17 protein-coding genes are annotated in these 15,457 nt (G+C 71.4%); 14 read left to right on the forward strand and 3 right to left on the reverse strand.

Annotation, left to right across the window (positions count from 1 at the left end):
* The first annotated feature begins 18 nt into the window (after nt 1-18).
* The 4 genes from AB0N17_RS02610 to AB0N17_RS02625 all read left to right on the forward strand — a co-directional run bounded on the left by AB0N17_RS02610 (nt 19) and on the right by AB0N17_RS02625 (nt 3,749).
* Nucleotides 19-1,557, forward strand: a complete 1,539-nt coding sequence (locus AB0N17_RS02610) for an ATP-dependent DNA ligase (protein ID WP_366009237.1) — start codon at nt 19-21, stop codon at nt 1,555-1,557.
* Nucleotides 1,554-2,027 (forward strand): NUDIX domain-containing protein, encoded by a 474-nt coding sequence (locus AB0N17_RS02615; RefSeq protein ID WP_366009238.1) that lies wholly within the window; start codon nt 1,554-1,556, stop codon nt 2,025-2,027. The genes AB0N17_RS02610 and AB0N17_RS02615 overlap by 4 nt, the downstream gene beginning before the upstream one ends.
* 76 nt (nt 2,028-2,103) lie before the next feature.
* A complete protein-coding gene (locus AB0N17_RS02620) occupies nt 2,104-3,489 on the forward strand; it encodes an NADP-dependent succinic semialdehyde dehydrogenase (RefSeq protein ID WP_366009240.1) in 1,386 nt (461 codons plus the stop codon).
* Between the two features lie 26 nt (nt 3,490-3,515).
* A complete protein-coding gene (locus tag AB0N17_RS02625) occupies nt 3,516-3,749 on the forward strand; it encodes a DUF6213 family protein (protein WP_301975264.1) in 234 nt (77 codons plus the stop codon).
* A gap of 10 nt (nt 3,750-3,759) precedes the next feature.
* On the opposite strand, the gene AB0N17_RS02630 is transcribed toward AB0N17_RS02625, so the two are convergent.
* Nucleotides 3,760-4,422: a transcriptional regulator gene (locus AB0N17_RS02630; RefSeq protein ID WP_366009241.1), complete on the reverse strand. Its 663-nt coding sequence runs from the start codon at nt 4,420-4,422 to the stop codon at nt 3,760-3,762.
* Between the two features lie 184 nt (nt 4,423-4,606).
* Between AB0N17_RS02630 and AB0N17_RS02635 the strand changes: the two genes are divergently transcribed.
* From AB0N17_RS02635 to AB0N17_RS02645, 3 genes are read left to right on the forward strand one after another with little or no spacing between them, the layout of a single operon-like run.
* Nucleotides 4,607-5,671: a type III polyketide synthase gene (locus AB0N17_RS02635; RefSeq protein WP_366009242.1), complete on the forward strand. Its 1,065-nt coding sequence runs from the start codon at nt 4,607-4,609 to the stop codon at nt 5,669-5,671.
* A complete protein-coding gene (locus AB0N17_RS02640; RefSeq protein WP_366009243.1) occupies nt 5,668-6,903 on the forward strand; it encodes a cytochrome P450 in 1,236 nt (411 codons plus the stop codon). The genes AB0N17_RS02635 and AB0N17_RS02640 overlap by 4 nt, the downstream gene beginning before the upstream one ends.
* Before the next feature lie 7 nt (nt 6,904-6,910).
* Nucleotides 6,911-7,522, forward strand: coding sequence for a cupin domain-containing protein (locus AB0N17_RS02645; protein ID WP_366009244.1), 612 nt, complete (start codon nt 6,911-6,913; stop codon nt 7,520-7,522).
* Between the two features lie 46 nt (nt 7,523-7,568).
* Here AB0N17_RS02645 and AB0N17_RS02650 read toward each other — a convergent pair whose 3' ends face one another.
* Nucleotides 7,569-8,795, reverse strand: coding sequence for an acyl-CoA dehydrogenase family protein (locus AB0N17_RS02650; protein WP_366009245.1), 1,227 nt, complete (start codon nt 8,793-8,795; stop codon nt 7,569-7,571).
* 169 nt (nt 8,796-8,964) lie between these two features.
* Between AB0N17_RS02650 and AB0N17_RS02655 the strand changes: the two genes are divergently transcribed.
* Complete coding sequence (locus AB0N17_RS02655) at nt 8,965-9,609, forward strand: TetR family transcriptional regulator (protein ID WP_366009246.1); 645 nt, start codon at nt 8,965-8,967, stop codon at nt 9,607-9,609.
* A gap of 26 nt (nt 9,610-9,635) precedes the next feature.
* Here AB0N17_RS02655 and def read toward each other — a convergent pair whose 3' ends face one another.
* Nucleotides 9,636-10,175: a peptide deformylase gene (gene def, locus AB0N17_RS02660; protein ID WP_366009247.1), complete on the reverse strand. Its 540-nt coding sequence runs from the start codon at nt 10,173-10,175 to the stop codon at nt 9,636-9,638.
* Nucleotides 10,176-10,327: 152 nt separating this feature from the next.
* Here def and AB0N17_RS02665 point away from each other — a divergent pair, with 152 nt between their 5' ends.
* The 6 genes from AB0N17_RS02665 to AB0N17_RS02690 all read left to right on the forward strand — a co-directional run bounded on the left by AB0N17_RS02665 (nt 10,328) and on the right by AB0N17_RS02690 (nt 15,402).
* A complete protein-coding gene (locus tag AB0N17_RS02665) occupies nt 10,328-11,566 on the forward strand; it encodes a MurT ligase domain-containing protein (protein WP_366009248.1) in 1,239 nt (412 codons plus the stop codon).
* 21 nt (nt 11,567-11,587) lie between these two features.
* Nucleotides 11,588-12,316, forward strand: a complete 729-nt coding sequence (locus AB0N17_RS02670) for a glutamine amidotransferase (protein WP_366009249.1) — start codon at nt 11,588-11,590, stop codon at nt 12,314-12,316.
* A gap of 200 nt (nt 12,317-12,516) precedes the next feature.
* Complete coding sequence (locus tag AB0N17_RS02675; protein ID WP_366009250.1) at nt 12,517-13,542, forward strand: 6-phosphofructokinase; 1,026 nt, start codon at nt 12,517-12,519, stop codon at nt 13,540-13,542.
* A gap of 113 nt (nt 13,543-13,655) precedes the next feature.
* On the forward strand, nt 13,656-14,606 hold the full coding sequence (locus tag AB0N17_RS02680) for a cytochrome c oxidase assembly protein (RefSeq protein WP_366009251.1): 951 nt from the start codon (nt 13,656-13,658) through the stop codon (nt 14,604-14,606).
* 103 nt (nt 14,607-14,709) lie between these two features.
* Entirely contained in the window at nt 14,710-14,877 is a 168-nt protein-coding gene (locus tag AB0N17_RS02685) for a hypothetical protein (protein ID WP_107093214.1), read from the forward strand.
* A gap of 39 nt (nt 14,878-14,916) precedes the next feature.
* Nucleotides 14,917-15,402, forward strand: coding sequence for an Lrp/AsnC family transcriptional regulator (locus AB0N17_RS02690; RefSeq protein WP_366009252.1), 486 nt, complete (start codon nt 14,917-14,919; stop codon nt 15,400-15,402).
* The last annotated feature ends 55 nt before the right edge of the window (nt 15,403-15,457 follow it).

Here is a 15,457-nt window from a genome sequence, read left to right on the forward strand (position 1 = left end):
CGGTGCACCCTGGATGACATGCTGCTGACCCGGCTCGCCCAGGTGTCCCGGGAGGTCGCCGCGACGGCGGCGCGATCCCGCAAGACCGCGCTGCTCGCGGAGCTGTTCCGGGAGGCGGAGGCGGACGACGTGCCGATCGTCATCCCGTACCTGGCGGGGCGTCTCCCGCAGGGACGGCTCGGCGTCGGCTGGAAGGTGCTGAGCCGCCCGGTGCCGCCGGCCGCCGCGCCGGCGCTCACCGTCCGCGAGGTCGACGCCCGCCTCGGCGAACTGGGCAAGGTGTCCGGGCCGGGCTCCCAGGCGGAACGGGCCCGGCTCGTCGGCGAGCTGATGGGCGCGGCCACCGAGGAGGAGCAGCGCTTCCTGCTGGGCCTGCTCACCGGAGAGGTCCGGCAGGGCGCGCTGGACGCGGTCGCCGTGGAGGGCCTCGCCCGGGCGACCGGCGCCGACGCGGCGGACGTACGGCGGGCGGTGATGCTCGCCGGCTCGCTGCAGACGGTCGCCCGGGCGCTGCTGGCCGAGGGACCGGACTCGCTGGACCGGTTCCGGCTCACCGTCGGCCGCCCCGTCCTGCCGATGCTGGCGCACAGCGCCTCCTCGGTCGCCGAGGCGGTGCGGAAGCTGGGCGCCTGCGCGGTGGAGGAGAAGCTGGACGGCATCCGGGTCCAGGTCCACCGCGACGGCGACACCGTCCGCGTCCACACCCGCACCCTGGACGACATCACCGACCGGCTGCCCGAAGTGACCACGGCCGCACTGGAGTTGGTGGGCGAGCGGTTCATCCTGGACGGCGAGGTGATCTCCTTCGACCCCGCGGGCCGCCCCCGCTCCTTCCAGGAGACGGCGGGCCGGGTCGGCTCCCGCACGGACGTGACACGGGCGGCCGCGCAGGTGCCGGTCTCCCCCGTCTTCTTCGACGCCCTCGCGGTCGACGGCCGGGACCTGCTCGACCTGCCCTTCTCGCAGCGGCACGCGGAGCTGGCCCGGCTGGTGCCCGAGCCGATGCGGGTGCGCCGTACCGTGACGTCCGGTCCCGAGGACATCCCGGAGGCGGAGCGGTTCCTCGCCGACACCTTGGGCCGCGGGCACGAAGGCGTGGTGGTGAAGGCGCTGGACGCCCCCTACAGCGCGGGCCGGCGCGGCGCCGCCTGGCTGAAGGTCAAGCCCGTGCACACCCTCGACCTGGTGGTGCTGGCCGCCGAGTGGGGCCACGGCCGGCGCACCGGCAGGCTGTCCAACCTCCACCTGGGCGCCCGCACCCCGGACGGCGGCTTCGCCATGCTGGGCAAGACCTTCAAGGGCATGACCGACGCGCTGCTCGCCTGGCAGACCGGGCGGCTGCAGGAGCTGGCCGTCGAGGACACCGGCTGGGGGGTCCGGGTCCGCCCCGAACTCGTCGTCGAGATCGCCTACGACGGACTGCAGCGCTCCTCCCGCTACCCGGCCGGCGTCACCCTGCGCTTCGCCCGCCTCGTCCGCTACCGCGAGGACAAGCGGCCCGAGGAGGCCGATACGGTGGAGGCCCTGCTGGCGGCCCACCCGGAGGTCACGCCGTGACGGTGCGTACGACGAAGCGCAGTGCCGGACTGCTGGTGTTCCGGCACACCGACGAGGGGCTTCAGGTGCTGCTGGGGCACATGGGCGGCCCGCTGTGGGCGAAGAAGGAGGCCGGGGCCTGGACCGTGCCGAAGGGCGAGTACGCCCCCGACGAGCCGGCCTGGGAGGCGGCCCGGCGGGAGTTCCGGGAGGAGCTGGGCCTGGCACCGCCCGACGGGGAGGCCGTACCGCTGGGCGAGGTCGCGCAGAGGAACGGCAAGATCGTCACGGCGTGGGCCGTCGAGGGCGACCTGGACCCGGGGGCCGTCACCCCCGGCACCTTCACCATGGAGTGGCCGCCGAGGTCGGGCCGGGTGCGGGAGTTCCCCGAGCTGGACCGGGTGGCGTGGTTCGCCCTCGACCGGGCCCGTGAGCTGATCATCACGGCTCAGGCCGCGTTTCTCGACCGGCTGGCGGAGCACTCGGGCTGACCAGGGGCCTTTCGCGTTGCGTCCTGCCCGGCCGCGCGCGAAGGTCGAAGCAAGCCCGCTCCCAGGGAGGTCAGCCATGCCCATCGCGACGGTGAACCCGGCGAACGGCGAGACGCTCAAAACGTACGAGTCCATGGGCGAGGAGGAGCTGGAACGCCGGCTCCAGCTCGCCGAGGCCACGTTCCGTACCTACCGGACGACCACGTTCGCCGACCGCACCCGCTTGCTGAACAAGGCCGCCGACCTGCTGGACGAGGACCAGCAGGAGATCGCCCGGGTCATGACCACCGAGATGGGCAAGCCGATCAAGCAGGCCCGCGCGGAGGCCGCGAAGTGCGCCAAGGCGATGCGCTGGTACGCCGAACGCGCCGAGGGACTGCTCGCCGACGAGGAGCCCCCCGAGCCGGACGTGAAGGACTCCGGCGCATCCCGGGTCCGGGTCCGCTACCGGCCGCTCGGCCCCGTGCTCGCGGTGATGCCCTGGAACTTCCCGCTCTGGCAGGTGATCCGGTTCGCCGCGCCCGCGCTGATGGCGGGCAACGTGGGCCTGCTCAAGCACGCCTCCAACGTCCCCCAGACGGCTCTGTACCTGGAGGACCTGTTCCATCGGGCGGGCTTCACGGAGGGCTGCTTCCAGACGCTGCTGATCGGCTCCGGCGCGGTGGACGACGTCCTGCGCGACGAGCGGGTCAAGGCGGCGACGCTGACCGGCAGCGAGCCGGCCGGCCGGGCGGTCGCGTCCACCTCCGGGGAGATGATCAAGAAGACGGTGCTGGAGCTGGGCGGCAGCGACCCGTACGTCGTCATGCCCTCGGCCGACATCGAGCAGGCGGCCCGGGTCGCGGTGACCGCGCGCGTGCAGAACAACGGGCAGTCCTGCATCGCCGCCAAGCGGTTCATCGTGCACACCGACGTCTACGACGCCTTCACCGAGCGGTTCGTGGCGGGCATGAAGGCGCTCAAGGTCGGCGACCCGCTGGAGGAGGACACCGAGGTCGGACCGCTCTCCAGCGAGCAGGGGCGCCGGGACCTGGAGGAGCTGGTCGACGACGCCAGGCGCACCGGGGCCGAGGTGCTGTGCGGCGGGCAGCGCCCGGACGGGCCGGGCTGGTTCTACCCGCCGACCGTGCTCGCCGGGATCACCCGGGAGATGCGCATCCACCGGGAGGAGGCGTTCGGGCCGGTGGCCACGCTGTACCGGGCCGGCGACCTGGACGAGGCGGTGCTCATCGCCAACGACTCGCCGTTCGGACTGAGTTCGAACGCATGGACGCGCGAGGAGAGCGAGGTCGAGCGGTTCGCCCGGGACCTGGAGGCCGGGTCCGTGTTCGTCAACGGGATGACCGCCTCCCATCCGGCCTTCCCGTTCGGCGGTGTGAAGCGGTCCGGGTACGGGCGTGAGCTGTCCGGGCACGGAATCCGGGAGTTCTGCAACATCACCACCGTTTGGCAGGGTGCGTGAGCGCTGCGCGGCTACCATCCCCTTTTGTGAACCGCGAAGTGACCCTGCCTCTGATCGTCGACGACCGCGGTACCTTGCAGGTGGCTGCGGCCGACGTGAGCAAGCTGCTGCGGACCGTGGGCGGACGGTGGCTGCATCTCGTCGAGGCGGGGGAGCACGGACTCGACGAGGACACGGTGGCCGCTCTGACCATCGAACTGGCCAAGCTCGCGGACCGCATCGACGTGGCGTGCATCGCGCACAGCAGTGGGGCGCCGTAGGTCGTCGCCCCTAGGGGGTCGCGGTCAGCGCGTGCCAGAACATCGCCTCGTACGCCTGGAGCAGCCTTCCGTAGGTGTGGGACAGTCCGAGGTCGAGTCGGCCGGTGTCCACGGCGGCCTGGACCGCCGCCGTCGCCTGCGCCTCCAGCCGCGGGGCCGGCTCGGCGAAGAAGTCGAAGAAGGCGCACGCCTCGTCCGTGAAGCCGTACCGGGTGCGCAGGCCGGTGGCGATGCGGGCGCAATAGCCGCCCCAGGCCGAGAAGTTCGCGGTGAGCGCGACGACGACGTCCGCCGGGGACGCGTTGAGGGCGAGCCAGGCCACGTACGCCGGATAGGCCTGGCAGCCCGGCAGGGGGGTGTACGTCCCCGAGCGTTCCTCCGTGATGCCGCAGGCGTCCGCCAGCGCGGCCAGATGCCGCGACGCCAGGTCCTCCCCCGCCGCCAGCGAGGTGAAGAAGGCCGCCTCGGAGGCCTCCGCCGAGCGGTCCGCCAGGTGCTGGAAGGCGGCGCGGTCGGCGGGGATCACCCACCGCTGCTCCAGGACCAGCGCCGCCAGGGTCTCCCGGCCGGCCTCGCCGCTTTCGACGAGCGGTACCAGCGGGTTGGCGCACGGGTCGGGGGCGAGCGACCCGACGGCCCTGCTCAGCAGCTCCTTCGCGGAAACAGATGTCATGGCGTTTTCCCTCGTCCGGCCGCGGAAGTCGTCCTTCGAGCCTGACACGGCGTCCCCGATTCGGAGTAACCCGACGCGAGATCATCGCCCTCCCGGGTGACCGTGGTTGGAGCACCTCCAGAGGTGAACCACCTTCTGACCGGTGGGTGAGAGTCCGCCGGACGGCTGAAAGCAGGGACGGTTCATGGCGACTTTGTGCAGGCCCTCGGTGTCGGTCCCGGAGCACGTGATCACGATGGAGGAGACGCTGGAGCTGGCGCGCTCCCGCCACGCCGACCACCCTCAGCTTCCGCTGGCCTTGCGGCTCATCGAGAACACGGGCGTCAAGACCCGGCACATCGTGCAGCCCATCGAGGAAACCCTGAAGCACCCCGGCTTCGAGGAGCGCAACAAGCGCTACGAGTCCGAGGCCAAGGCCCGGGTCCCGGCGGTGATCCAGCGGGCGCTCGACGACGCGGAGCTCCTCACCAGCGACATCGACGTGATCGTCTACGTCTCGTGCACGGGCTTCATGATGCCCTCGCTGACCGCGTGGCTGATCAACGAGATGGACTTCGACCCCACCACCCGCCAGCTCCCGATAGCCCAGCTGGGCTGCGCGGCCGGCGGCGCGGCGATCAACCGGGCGCACGACTTCTGCTCGGCGTACCCCCACGCCAACGCGCTCATCGTGGCCTGCGAGTTCTGCTCGCTGTGCTACCAGCCCACCGACCTCGGTGTCGGCTCGCTGCTCTCCAACGGCCTGTTCGGTGACGGCATCGCCGCCGCCGTGGTCCGCGGCAGCGGCGGCACGGGCGTCCGCCTGGAGCGCAACGGCTCGTACCTGATCCCGAAGACGGAGGACTGGATCGCGTACGACGTCCGCGCCACCGGCTTCCACTTCCTGCTGGACAAGCGGGTGCCCACCACCATGGAACCGCTCGCCCCGGCCCTGAAGGACCTGGCGGGCGACCACGGCTGGGACGCGTCCGACCTGGACTTCTACATCATCCACGCGGGCGGGCCCCGCATACTCGACGACCTCAGCACGTTCCTGGAGGTCGACCCGCACGCCTTCCGGTTCAGCCGGTCCACGCTCACCGAGTACGGCAACATCGCCAGCGCCGTCGTCCTGGACGCGTTGCGCCGGCTGTTCGACGAGGGCGGTGCCGAGGACCGGGCACGCGGGCTGCTCGCCGGGTTCGGGCCCGGCATCACCGCCGAGATGACGGTGGGCCGCTGGGTCAACGCGGACCGGGACGCGCGATGACCGAGGAGATCGTGCGGAGCGAGCCCGCGCCGCTCCCCGAGACCCTGCCGCCCGTCCGGCACTGGCCCGCGCTCGACCTGCCCGGGACGGACTTCGACCCGGTGCTGACCGAGCTGATGCGCGAGGGCCCGGTCACCCGCGTCCGGCTGCCCAACGGCGAGGGCTGGGCGTGGCTGGTCACCCGGTACGACGACGTGCGGGCGGTGGCCAACGACCCCCGGTTCAGCCGGGAGGCGGTCATCGGCCGGCAGGTGACCCGGCTCGCCCCGCACTTCATCCCGGACCCGGGCGCCGTCGGCTTCCTCGACCCGCCCCACCACACCAGGCTGCGCCGCTCGGTCGCCGCCGCGTTCACCGCCAGGGGCGTGGGGCGGGTGCGGGAGAAGGCACGGGGGATGCTGGACGAGCTGATCGACGAGCTCCTCCAGGACGGCCCGCCCGCCGACCTCACGGCGACGGTCCTCGGCCCGTTCCCCATCGCGGTGATCTGCGAGCTGATGGGCGTCCCGGCCGGCGACCGGCACACCATGCACACCTGGACCCAGCTGATCCTGTCCTCCGCGCACGGCAAGGAGGTCAGCGAGCAGGCCAAGCGGGAGATGAGCACCTACTTCGCCGACCTGATCGGGCTGCGTGAGGGCAGTACGGCCGAGGACGTCACCTCGCTGCTCGGTGCCGCCGTGGGCCGGGGCGAGGTCGCGCTGGAGGAGGCGGTCGGCCTCGCCGTCCTGCTGCAGATCGGCGGTGAGGCGGTGACCAACAACACCGGGCAGATGTTCCATCTGCTGCTGAGCCGCCCCGAGCTGGCGGAACGGCTGCGCGCGGAACCCGGCATCCGGCCGAGGGCCATCGACGAGCTGCTGCGCTACCTCCCGCACCGCAACGCCGTCGGCCTGTCCCGGATCGCCCAGGAGGACGTGCGGGTCGGGGAGGTCCGCATCCGCGCGGGCGACGCCGTCTACGTCTCCTACCTGGCCGCCAACCGCGACCCGGACGTCTTCCCCGACCCGGAGACCATCGACCTCTCCCGCACCCCGAACCCGCACGTGGCGTTCGGCTTCGGCCCGCACTACTGCCCCGGCGGCATGCTGGCCCGGCTGGAGTCGGAGCTGCTGGTGGACGCCCTGCTGGACCGGGTGCCGGGTATGAGGCCGGCCGTGCCACCGGACGAGGTGCCCTTCAGGAAGGGCGCGTTGATCCGGGGGCCCGAGTCCCTGCCGGTGACATGGTGAGCGGCCGATGACCGCGGCCGAAGGACTGGGGGTACCCGAAGGGCCCGCGGCACGGGATGCGGCGCGGGCCCAGACGGATCCGCCGTCCCGGGAGGAAGCGACACCGGTCGACGGGCTGCTCGTCCCACCGGGCCACGGCCGGGTGGTCGAGACGCCCGCGCAGCGGGTGACGTACAAGGTCACCGGCGTGCACTCGCGGATGGCCTCCACCTTCGAGGTGGACGTCCCGCCCGGCTTCGACGTCGGCGCCCATCTGCACACCCGCAGCGAGGAGTTGTTCTACGTCCTCGAGGGCGAACTGGACGTCCTGGCCTTCGAGCCCCGTATCCGCACCCCCGACAACTGGCAGAAGTGGCAGTCGCGTTCGGGCGGCGGGGTGGTGCGGGCCACACCGGGCACGGTGATCGTCGTGCCGCCGGGGTGCCCGCACGCGTTCGCGAATCCGACGGAGACGCCCGCGAGGATGTTCTTCCAGGCGTCGCCGCCCCCGGATCACGAGCGCTACTTCGAGGAACTGCTGGAGATCCTCGGCAACGGGGGCCCTCCGGACCACGAGGCCATCGAGGCGCTGCGGGTGAAGTACGACATCGAGCAGCTCACCCCTCTGAAACACCGGTGAGCGGGCCGGCCTGAGGGGGCGCGGGACTCCCGCGACCCCCACGGCACTACCGGATCGGCATCCCCGTCAGGGTCCGGGCGATCACCAGCCGCTGGATCTCACTCGTGCCCTCGAAGATGGTGTAGATGGCGGCGTCCCGGTGCATCCGCTCCACCGGATACTCACGGGTGTACCCGTTGCCGCCCAGGATCTGGATCGCCTGCGCGGTCACCTTCTTCGCGGTCTCGCTCGCGAACAGCTTGGACATCGACCCCTCCGCCGCGGTGAACGGCTTGCCGTTGACCGCCATCCACGAGGCCCGCCACACCAGCAGCCGGGCGGCGTCGATCTGCGTCCGCATGTCGGCCAGCTGGAACGCCACACCCTGGTTGTCGATGATCGGCCGCCCGAACTGCTCACGGGTCGTGGCGTAGTCGAGGGCGACCTCGTACGCGGCCCGCGCGGTGCCCACCGCCATCGCGCCCACGGCCGGCCGGGAGGCCTCGAAGGTCGCCATCGCCGCGTTCTTCAGGCGCTCTCCGCCCGACTTCGCCCTCTCCCGGGCCCGGGCGAGCCGCTCGTCCAGCTTCTCCTTGCCGCCGAGCAGGCAGGAGCCCGGGACACGGACCTGGTCGAGGACGACCTCGGCGGTGTGCGACGCGCGGATGCCGTGCTTCTTGAACTTCTGCCCCTGGGACAGCCCGGGCGTGCCCGGCGGGACGATGAAGGAGGCGTGCCCCTTGGAGCCCAGCTCCGGGTCGACGACGGCGACGACGACGTGGACGTTGGCGATGCCGCCGTTGGTCGCCCAGGTCTTCGTGCCGTTGATCACCCACTCGTCCTTGGCCTCGTCGTACACGGCACGCGTGCGCATGGAGCCGACGTCGGAGCCGGCGTCGGGCTCGGAGGAGCAGAACGCGGCGACCTTGACGTCGTCGGCGTCGCCGTACATCTGCGGGATCCAGGTGCCGATCTGCTCCTCGGTGCCGTTGGCGAGCACGCCCACGGCGGCGAGCCCGGTGCCCACGATGGAGAGGGCGATACCCGCGTCACCCCAGAACAGCTCCTCCATCGCCATCGGGATGCCGAGGCCGGTGGGGTCGAAGTACTGCTGCGCGTAGAAGTCGAGGGAGTAGATGCCGACCTTCGCGGCCTCCTGGATCACCGGCCAGGGGGTCTCCTCGCGCTCGTCCCACTCGGCCGCGGCGGGGCGTATCACGTCCGCGGCGAAGCCATGGAGCCAGTCCCGGACTTCCTTCTGTTCGTCGTTCAGCTCCATGGTGAACTCGGCCATGTCCCCTCCAGCGGCGGCACTACGATGTTACTAGCGGTAACCCGAGTGTGTTACCGACCGGTAGGAAAAGTCAACCGGTGATGACGGTCGGCATCCCGTTCGATGTCAGGGGCACAGTCAGTGTTAGTTTGCGCAGGCGTCACCGAATCAGCACGGGTGGGGAGAGCACATGGACACCACACAGCGGACCGATCAGCAGCGGTCCGCCGACCGCAGACGGCGTGAGCTGCTGGAGGCCGCCGACCGGGTGGTGCTGCGCGACGGCCCGCAGGCGTCGATGAACGCGATCGCGGCGGAGGCGGGAATCACGAAGCCGATCCTGTACCGGCACTTCGGGGACAAGGGCGGCCTTTACGCGGCTTTGGCCAAGCGGCACACGGACGCGCTGCTGGACTCGCTGCGGGCCGCGCTGGACGCGCCGGCCGGCCGGCGCGAGCGGGTCGAGTCGACGCTGGACACCTACCTCGCCGCGATCGAGGCACGGCCCCAGGTGTACCGGTTCCTCATGCATCCGGCGGAGGGCAGCAGCGGAGGCGACCAGGGCTTCGACGTCGGCAAGCACAGCGCTCCACTGCTTCGGCGGATGGGCGAGGAGCTGGCCCAGGTCATCGAGGAGCGGGTCGATCTGGGGCCGGAGAGCCAGCGGCTGGCCCGGGTGTGGGGACACGGGATCGTCGGGATGATGCACGCGGCCGGAGACTGGTGGCTGGGTGAACGCCCGTGCGGCCGGGCCGAGTTGGTGCGCTCCCTCGCGGACCTGCTGTGGGGGCGGCTGGCGGCGGCCGGGGACAGGATGGGGGGCCCGGGGTTCTGACGGCCGCTCTCCCCGGACGGCCCGCCTCACCGGCGCCAGGAAGCCCGGGAGATCTGCCTCGTCAGTCTTCGCTTGCGCCAGCCGCCGAGGTGATCCGCGTACACCCGGCCCTCCAGGTGGTCCCACTCGTGCTGCAGACACCTGGCGAAGAACCCCGTGCCGTGCACGGTGACCGGCTCCCCCGTCACCGTGCGGCCCTCGACCACCGCGTGGTCGTACCGCTCCGTCCCCGCCTCCAGCCCCGGCAGGGACAGGCAGCCCTCGGGCCCACGGATCACCACCCCGTCCGTCTGGACCAGCCGCGGGTTCACCACATGCCCGAGATGGCGCACATCGTCATCATCCGGGCAGTCGTACACGAACACCCGCAAACCCACCCCGATCTGATTCGCGGCCAGGCCCACCCCCTGCGCCGCGTACATCGTGGCGAACAGGTCCTCCACGAGGGCCGCCAGGCCGGGGCCGAAGTCGGTGACTTCCCGGCATTGCTCGCGCAGCGGGGCGTCACCGAGCAGGGAAAGGGGCCGAACGCGCCCGTGGGCGCCCGGGATCGTGCCGTGTCGCATAGCGGCAAGGGTACGGTTCCTTCAGGTCATGCCCGCCGCACAGGTGTGGGCCGGGATTCGGGTGTGCGAATGGATCTCGATAGGCTTCAGGTCCACACCACGCTGCCGGATGGCCCCAGGCGCGGCGCGTACGCAAGGAGGATCGAGAACTGATGGCAGGCAACTCGGACCCGCTCTCGCCGCGGGCCAAGCTGGCCGTGACCGCGGGCAAGGCGGTCGCTGCGGCATCGCGCGCCGCGGGACGCGGCAGCGGGTCGGTGATCGGTGGCCGCGTCGCGCTGCGGCTGGACCCCGATCTCCTCGGGCGGCTCGCCCAGAACCTGGACGTCATCCTGGTGTCCGCCACCAACGGCAAGACCACGACCACCCGGCTCATCGCGGAGGCCCTGCGCGCCGCGGGCCCGGTCGTGTCGAACGCGCTCGGCGCCAACATGCCGGCCGGTATCACCTCCGCGCTCGCGGGCGGCTCGGAAGCGAAGTTCGGCGTCATCGAGGTCGACGAGAAGTACCTGGCCGGGGTGGCCCGGGACACCGACCCGAAGTGCATCGCCCTGCTCAACCTCTCCCGCGACCAGCTCGACCGCGCCGCCGAGACCCGGATGCTCGCCGAGAACTGGCGCGAGGGTCTCGCCGGGTCGAAGGCCGTCGTCGTCGCCAACTGCGACGACCCGCTGGTGGTGTGGGCCGCTTCCTCCTCCCCGAATGTGATCTGGGTCGCGGCGGGACAGATGTGGAAGGACGACGCCTGGTCCTGCCCGTCCTGCGGTGGCGTGATGCAGCGCCCCGGCGACGACTGGTTCTGCGGTGAGTGCGGGTTCCGGCGGCCCACGCCGACCTGGGCGCTCTCCGGCGACCACGTCCTCGACCCGCACGGGTCCGCCTGGCCGATCCACCTGCAGCTGCCCGGCCGCGCCAACAAGGCGAACGCGGCCAGCTCCGCGGCCGTCGCCGCCGTCTTCGGAGTGCCGCCGCAGGTCGCCCTGGAGCGGATGTACCAGGTCCAGGCCGTGGCCGGACGGTACGACGTCGTGCAGTTCGAGAACCGTGATCTGCGGCTGCTGCTGGCCAAGAACCCGGCCGGCTGGCTGGAGACGTTCTCCCTGATCGACCCGCCGCCCGCCCCGGTGATCCTGTCCGTGAACGCGCGCGGAGCCGACGGCACCGACACCTCCTGGCTGTGGGACGTCGACTACACCCGGCTGACCGGCCACCCGATCTTCGTGATCGGCGACCGCAAGCTGGACCTCGCCGTCCGCCTGGAGGTCGCGAACCAGCACTTCCAGGTCTGCGAGAACCTCGACCAGGCCGTGCAGATGTGCCCGCCCGGCCGGATCGAGGTCATCGCGAACTACACCGCGTTCCAGGACCTGCGCCGCCGCGTCGGCAACTGATCTTCGAAGGGCGATCACCTCATGAGCGACAACCAACTGCGGCTGGTGTGGATCTACCCGGACCTGCTGAGCACCTACGGCGACCAGGGCAACGCCCTCGTCGTGGAGCGCCGCGCCCGCCAGCGCGGCCTGGACGTGGCCCGGCTCGACGTGCGCAGCGACCAGCCGATCCCGACCTCCGGCGACATCTACCTGATCGGCGGCGGCGAGGACCGTCCGCAGCGGCTCGCGGCCGAGCGGCTGCGCCGTGACGGGCATCTGCAGCAGGCCGTGCAGAACGGCGCGATCGTCTTCTCCGTCTGCGCCGGCTACCAGATCCTCGGCCACGAGTTCATCAACGACCTCGGTCAGCGCGAGCCGGGCCTCGGCCTGCTCGACGTGGTCTCGGTGCGCGGCGAGGGCGAGCGGTGCGTCGGCGACGTGCTGGGCGACATCGACCCGCAGCTCGGCCTGCCCCAGCTGACCGGTTTCGAGAACCACCAGGGCGTCACCCACCTCGGCCCGACCGCCCGCCCCTTCGCCCGCGTGAAGATCGGCAAGGGCAACGGCACCGGGGACGGCACCGAGGGCGCGTACAACGGGACCGTGTTCGGCACGTACATGCACGGCCCCGTGCTCGCCCGCAACCCGCTGATCGCCGACCTGCTGCTGAAGCTGGCGCTCGACGTCAACGCGCTGCCGCCGGTCGACGACCGGTGGTACGACGCGCTCCGCAACGAGCGCATCACCGCTGCTCAGCAGCCTGCTTAAGACGCACGTCAGGGAGTCTTCAGCGCACTCCGGCAGGCTCGTCGCGGGCCCGCCTGACGGGCCGTCCGCTCACATGTGCGGGCGCGTCCAGCAGGCGGACGCCCGCTACGGCGCCACCCCCTCACGCCGGTAGGGTGGCCGGGAATCCGCCGGACGACGTGGTCCGGTTCCCGGCCCACGTTGAGAAGGTATTTCGGGCTATGCGCATTGGTGTCCTCACGTCAGGCGGCGACTGCCCCGGCCTGAACGCCGTCATCCGGTCCGTCGTGCACCGTGCCGTCGCCGACCACGGCGACGAGGTCATCGGCTTCCGGGACGGCTGGAAGGGCCTCCTGGAGTGCGACTATCTCAAGCTCGACCTCGACGCCGTGGGCGGCATCCTGGCCCGCGGCGGCACCATCCTCGGCTCCTCCCGCGTCCGTCCGGAGCATCTGCGGGACGGCGTGGAGCGCGCCAGGGGCCATGTCGCGGAACTCGGTCTGGACGCGATCATCCCGATCGGCGGCGAGGGCACGCTGAAGGCGGCCCGGCTGCTGTCGGACAACGGCCTGCCCATCGTGGGCGTGCCCAAGACCATCGACAACGACATCGCTGTCACCGACGTCACCTTCGGCTTCGACACGGCCGTCACCGTGGCGACCGAGGCGCTCGACCGGCTGAAGACCACCGCCGAGTCGCACCAGCGTGTGCTGATCGTGGAGGTCATGGGCCGGCACACCGGCTGGATCGCGCTGCACTCCGGCATGGCGGCCGGCGCCCACGCCATCGTCGTACCGGAACGGCCCTTCGACATCGACGAGTTGACCAGGCAGGTCGGCGAGCGGTTCGAGGCGGGCAAGCGGTTCGCGATCGTCGTCGCGGCCGAGGGCGCCAAGCCGAAGGCCGGCACCATGGACTTCGACGAGGGCGGCAAGGACATCTACGGCCACGAGCGGTTCGCCGGGATCGCCCGGCAGCTCTCCGTCGAGCTGGAGCACCGGCTCGGCAAGGAGGCGCGGCCGGTCATCCTCGGGCACGTCCAGCGGGGTGGCACGCCGACCGCCTACGACCGGGTGCTGGCGACCCGCTTCGGGTGGCACGCGGTGGAGGCCGTGCACCGGGGTGAGTTCGGAAGGATGACCGCCCTGCGCGGCACCGACATCGTGATGGTGTCGCTGGCGGAGGCCGTGGAGACCCTGAAGACCGTTCCCGTGGAGCGGTACGACGAGGCGGAGTGCGTGCTGTAGCCCACCCGTGGTCCACCCGAGAACAACCCGCCCCCGGTCACGATCGTGACCGGGGGCGGTTCTACTCTTGGGGCGGACAACTCGCACAACCCCCACGAATCAGGAGCCGCCGGATGGATCACAGCGGGCACGGCATGATGATGGATCTGCCGCCGTTCACGCTGGGGCGGGGGCTGCAGTGGTCGGCGGACCCCTTCTTCCTCGTCGCCTGTGTGGCCGGGCTGGCCCTGTACGGCTGGGGGGTGCTGCGGCTGCGGCGGCGCGGGGACGCCTGGCCGGTGGGCCGGACCGTCTCCTACGTCGTCGGTGTGCTGACCGTCGCCCTGATGATGTGCACCCGGCTGAACGACTACGGCATGGTCATGTTCAGCGTGCACATGGTGCAGCACATGGTGATCAGCATGCTGTCGCCGATCCTCATCCTGCTCGGCGCCCCGGTCACGCTGGCGCTGCGCGCGCTGCCGGCGGCGGGCCGGGGCCGCAAGGGTCCGCGCGAGCTGCTGCTGGCGCTCCTGCACAGCCGGTACATGCGGGTCGTCACCCACCCGGCGTTCACGATCCCGCTGTTCATCGCGAGCCTGTACGCGCTGTACTTCACCTCCATCTTCGACATCCTGATGGGGTCGAGGGCCGGGCACATCGCGATGATGGTGCACTTCCTCGCGGTCGGTGTCGTCTTCTTCTGGCCGATCATCGGTGTCGATCCGGGCCCGCACCGGCCGGGGTACCTGATGCGGATGCTGGAGCTGTTCGCGGGCATGCCGTTCCACGCGTTCTTCGGCATCGCGCTGATGATGGCGTCGACGCCGATGGTGGAGACGTTCAGGAACCCGCCCGCCTCGCTCGGGATCGACGCGCTGTCGGACCAGAACGCGGCCGGCGGCATCGCCTGGGCGTTCAGCGAGATCCCGTCCGTGCTGGTGCTGATCGCGCTGCTGTTCCAGTGGTACGGCTCCGAGCAGCGGCAGGCCAGGCGCAAGGACCGGGCCGCCGACCGGGACGGCGACAAGGAGCTGGAGGCGTACAACGCCTACCTGGCCTCGCTGAACGCGCGCGAGAGCTGAACGCCCGCGGGCCGCGGCCCCGCACGGGCCGGTCCGCCGTATCCCCTCCGGACGGGAATCGGGGCACCATGGGCGAGGACGGACCATGAGGAGGGGTGTCGCGATGCCCGGTTCCACGAACGGTTCCACCAAGGCGATGGGGGCTCTCACGGTCGGCGGTCTCGTCGTCGTGACCGCCTACACGGTCGCGCTCGGCAGCAACGGCTGGCTGTGGTTCGGATGGGTGGTGCTGGGTCTGCTGACGCTCGCCATGGTCGTCACGCAGTCGTAGCGGACGACCGCCTCTCGCGGGGCTGATTACAGTGCCCGCATGAACAGCAGGACACCGGCGTTCGACGAGCTCGACCGCAAGATCATCACCGCCCTGATGGCGAACGCCAGGACCAGTTTCGCCGAGATCGGTGCGGTGATCGGGCTGTCGGCCACCGCGGTCAAACGGCGCGTGGACCGGCTGCGGGAGACCGGCGTGATCACCGGTTTCACGGCGACGGTGGAGCCCTCGGCGCTGGGCTGGCGCACGGAGGCCTACGTCGAGGTGTACTGCGAGGGCGCCGCCCCGCCCCGGCGGCTGGCGGAGGTGGTCCGCAACCACCCGGAGATCACGGCCGCCATGACGGTCACCGGGGGCGCGGACGCGCTGCTGCACGTGCGGGCGCGGGACGTGGGGCACTTCGAGGAGGTACTGGAGCGGATCCGCACCGAGCCGTTCATCCGGAAGACGATCAGCGTGATGGTTTTGTCCCATCTCCTCCCGGAAAGTCCGGAGGCGGGCGCCACCCATCCGGCCCCCCAGTGACCGGAAAGTGCGCAGTACCCGTGCGCAGGGGCCGCAGAAAACGCAGCGATGCTGC

This window comes from Streptomyces sp. NPDC051133, from assembly GCF_040682635.1.
Taxonomy (GTDB): Bacteria; Actinomycetota; Actinomycetes; order Streptomycetales; family Streptomycetaceae; genus Streptomyces.